We start from the raw sequence: 3,238 nt of genomic DNA on the forward strand, positions 1-3,238 counted from the left end.
GTATTGCTGGTTGATGAAAAGCGTGGTGAAGCTAGTATTAATATTAAGAATACAGATGATCATCCTTCATTGCTTTACACCACCATTGTTGATTTGCCTGAAAGCAATAAATCAATTCGTTTAATCCCGACTCAGCCCGTTATTCGTGTTGAAGCCGGTCAAGTACAACAGGTTCGATTTTTACTTCAGGCGACTGTTCCTCTGCAATCAGAAGAGCTGAAACGCGTAACGTTCGAAGGTATTCCACCAAAAGATGACAAGAGCAGCAGAGTTACTGTTTCAATTCGTCAGGATCTACCTGTACTGATCCACCCGGCTTCCCTGCCGGAAGAGCGAGAGACCTGGAAATTCCTGGAATGGCGTAAAAATGGCGACCAAATTGAGATTAGCAACCCCAGTAATTATGTCGTTCGTATGACCTTACAATTTAAAACGCTCCCTTCAGGAAAAACGGGGGCTATAAATAAGACCTATTTTCTACCACACACCAGTACAACTACTGCATTAACAAACGCTACGGATACAAAAGTCGAGTTTTACCCAGCCAGCCGATATGGTTATCGCGGTAATAAATATGTCACTGACTTAAAATAACTTTGCCTGGAGCGACAAGGATGTTAAAAAAAACGTTACTGGCCTACACCATTGGTTTTGCCTTTTCTCCCCCAGCCAATGCAGATGGTATAGAGATTGCCGCTGTTGATTTTGATCGGGAAACATTAAAATCACTAGGTGTAGATCCTAATATATCGCATTATTTTTCCCGTTCAGCCCGTTTTTTGCCAGGTGAATATTCACTGATAGTATCAGTAAATGGCGAAAAAAAAGGCAACATTGCTACGCGCTTTGATGAAAATGGCGACATTTGTCTTGATCAGGCATTTCTGCAACAAGCCGGTTTAAAAATTCCTTCTGAAGAAAAAAATGGCTGTTACGACTATATATTGTCCTACCCGGGTACCACAATCACACCATTACCTAACCAGGAAGCGTTAGATATTATCGTTTCACCACAGGCGATCATTCCCATAGGGTTGGATCTCACAAACGCAGCAACTGGTGGAACAGCTGCGCTGCTAAACTACTCTCTGATGAGCAGCCGTGCAGAATTTTCTAATGGGAGTTCGGACTACTCCCAGGCTGCACTTGAAGGCGGGATTAATATTAATGACTGGATGTTACGCAGCCATCAGTTCCTTACACAAACAAATGGCACATTCAGTAACCAGAACTCGTCAACCTACCTTCAACGTACCTTTACAGATCTTAAAACACTCATGCGAGCAGGTGAAGTTAACCTCAATAATAGCGTGTTGGAAGGAGCCAGTATTTACGGTATCGAAATCGCACCGGACAACGCATTGCAAACCAGCGGCAGTGGTGTGCAAGTTACTGGTATAGCCAACACCTCTCAGGCTCGTGTCGAGATTCGTCAACAAGGAGTTTTAATTCATTCCATTCTGGTTCCTGCGGGCGCATTCACTATCCCTGATGTACCTGTTCGCAATGGTAATAGTGATCTTAATGTCACCGTTGTCGAAACAGACGGTAGTTCGCACAACTATATTGTTCCCTCCACCCTGTTTAATCAGCATGTAGAAAGCTTCCAGGGTTATCGCTTCGCGATAGGGCGGGTAGACGATGACTATGACGAATCACCTTGGGTAATTAGTGCATCGAGCGGATGGAATCTGACACGCTGGAGTGCAATGAACGGCGGCGTTATCGTAGCAGAAAATTATCAGGCGGCATCAATCCGGTCGAGTCTGGTTCCCCTGCCCGATTTAACAGTGAGCAGCCAAATTAGTACATCGCAGGATACGAAAGACTCACTGCAAGGACAGAAATATCGTCTTGACGCGAACTACAATCTCCCATTTTCACTTGGGCTAACAACCAGCCTCACTCGATCTGATCGCCATTATCGCGAACTGTCTGAAGCGATTGATGATGATTATACCGATCCGACTAAAAGCACTTATGCGCTTGGTTTAAACTGGTCTAACTCCATTCTGGGTGGTTTCAACATCAGTGGCTATAAAACATATAGTTACGACGGTGACAATGACTCAAGCAACCTTAATATTAACTGGAACAAAGCGTTCAAACACGCCACGGTTTCCGTCAACTGGCAGCATCAACTTAGTGCTTCAGAAAATAATGAAGACGATGGTGATCTGTTCTACGTCAACATCAGTATTCCATTTGGCAGATCAAACACCGCCACACTGTATACTCGCCATGACGATCATAAAACCCACTATGGTACTGGTGTCATGGGAGTCGTCTCAGATGAGATGTCCTACTATGTGAATGCTGAACGAGATCACGACGAACGTGAAACGAGCTTGAACGGCAGTATCAGTTCCAATCTCCATTACACCCAAGTCAGCCTTGCCGCAGGAGCAAGCGGCAGTGATAGCCGTACTTACAACGGTACGATGTCAGGTGGTATTGCCGTACATGATCAGGGAGTGACCTTTTCACCGTGGACTATCAATGACACTTTCGCCATCGCAAAAATGGATAACAATATTGCAGGTGTCAGAATTACATCTCAGGCAGGCCCAGTATGGACAGATTTTCGGGGTAATGCCGTCATTCCATCAATCCAGCCGTGGCGAACATCAGGAGTTGAGATCGATACCGCCAGCTTGCCAAAAAATGTCGATATCGGTAACGGCACAAAAATGATCAAACAAGGCCGTGGTGCAGTAGGGAAAGTCGGATTCAGTGCGATAACACAACGCCGTGCATTACTCAATATCACACTTTCCGACGGCAAAAAACTGCCCAGAGGCGTTGCGATTGAAGATAGTGAAGGCAACTATCTGACAACATCAGTGGATGACGGTGTTGTATTCCTCAATAACATCAAACCGGACATGGTGCTAGATATAAAAGATGAGCAGCAATCATGCCGTATTCACCTTACATTCCCAGAAGATGCACCAAAAGATGTGTTCTATGAGACAGCAACAGGAGAGTGCCAATGAAACGGATAATAACAGGATGCCTGCTGCTGAACTTCGCCATGGCCGCTCAGGCAGAGTGTAATATCTCCAGTAGCATACAAAATATCGACTATGGCAAACGAAGTGCTGCCATGCGCCAAGTTGACCGGGGTAAAACAACACAATTAGCAGACAGAACAATCACGCTGGTAATGCAATGCGATCAGGACGCTCATATTCGTGTTCAGTTGAATACCGCTAATATTTCCAACAACGGATTTGGA

Annotated in this window: 2 protein-coding genes and 1 pseudogene; all 3 read left to right on the forward strand. The window is 45.0% G+C overall.

What is annotated here, in order from left to right; translation table 11 throughout:
* A partial coding sequence (locus RTW80_RS23435) for a fimbria/pilus chaperone family protein (protein ID WP_213060961.1) occupies positions 1 to 594 on the forward strand: 594 nt, incomplete at its 5' end.
* Positions 595 to 614: 20 nt separating this feature from the next.
* The gene (locus tag RTW80_RS23440; RefSeq protein WP_000914994.1) at positions 615 to 2,996 is read left to right on the forward strand and encodes a fimbrial biogenesis outer membrane usher protein; all 2,382 of its coding nucleotides are present in this window, start codon (positions 615 to 617) and stop codon (positions 2,994 to 2,996) included.
* Positions 2,993 to 3,238 (forward strand): annotated as a pseudogene (locus tag RTW80_RS23445) (YhcE family protein); the annotation flags it as partial. The gene RTW80_RS23440 and the pseudogene RTW80_RS23445, both read left to right, overlap by 4 nt.

It is taken from the genome of Escherichia sp. AM3 (assembly GCF_032029835.1).
Classification (GTDB): Bacteria; Pseudomonadota; Gammaproteobacteria; order Enterobacterales; family Enterobacteriaceae; genus Escherichia; species Escherichia coli.

Excerpts from the sequence above, each read along its gene's own strand:
- RTW80_RS23440 (WP_000914994.1), top strand. The coding sequence starts at position 615 with ATGTTAAAAAAAACGTTACTGGCCTACACCATTGGTTTTGCCTTTTCT.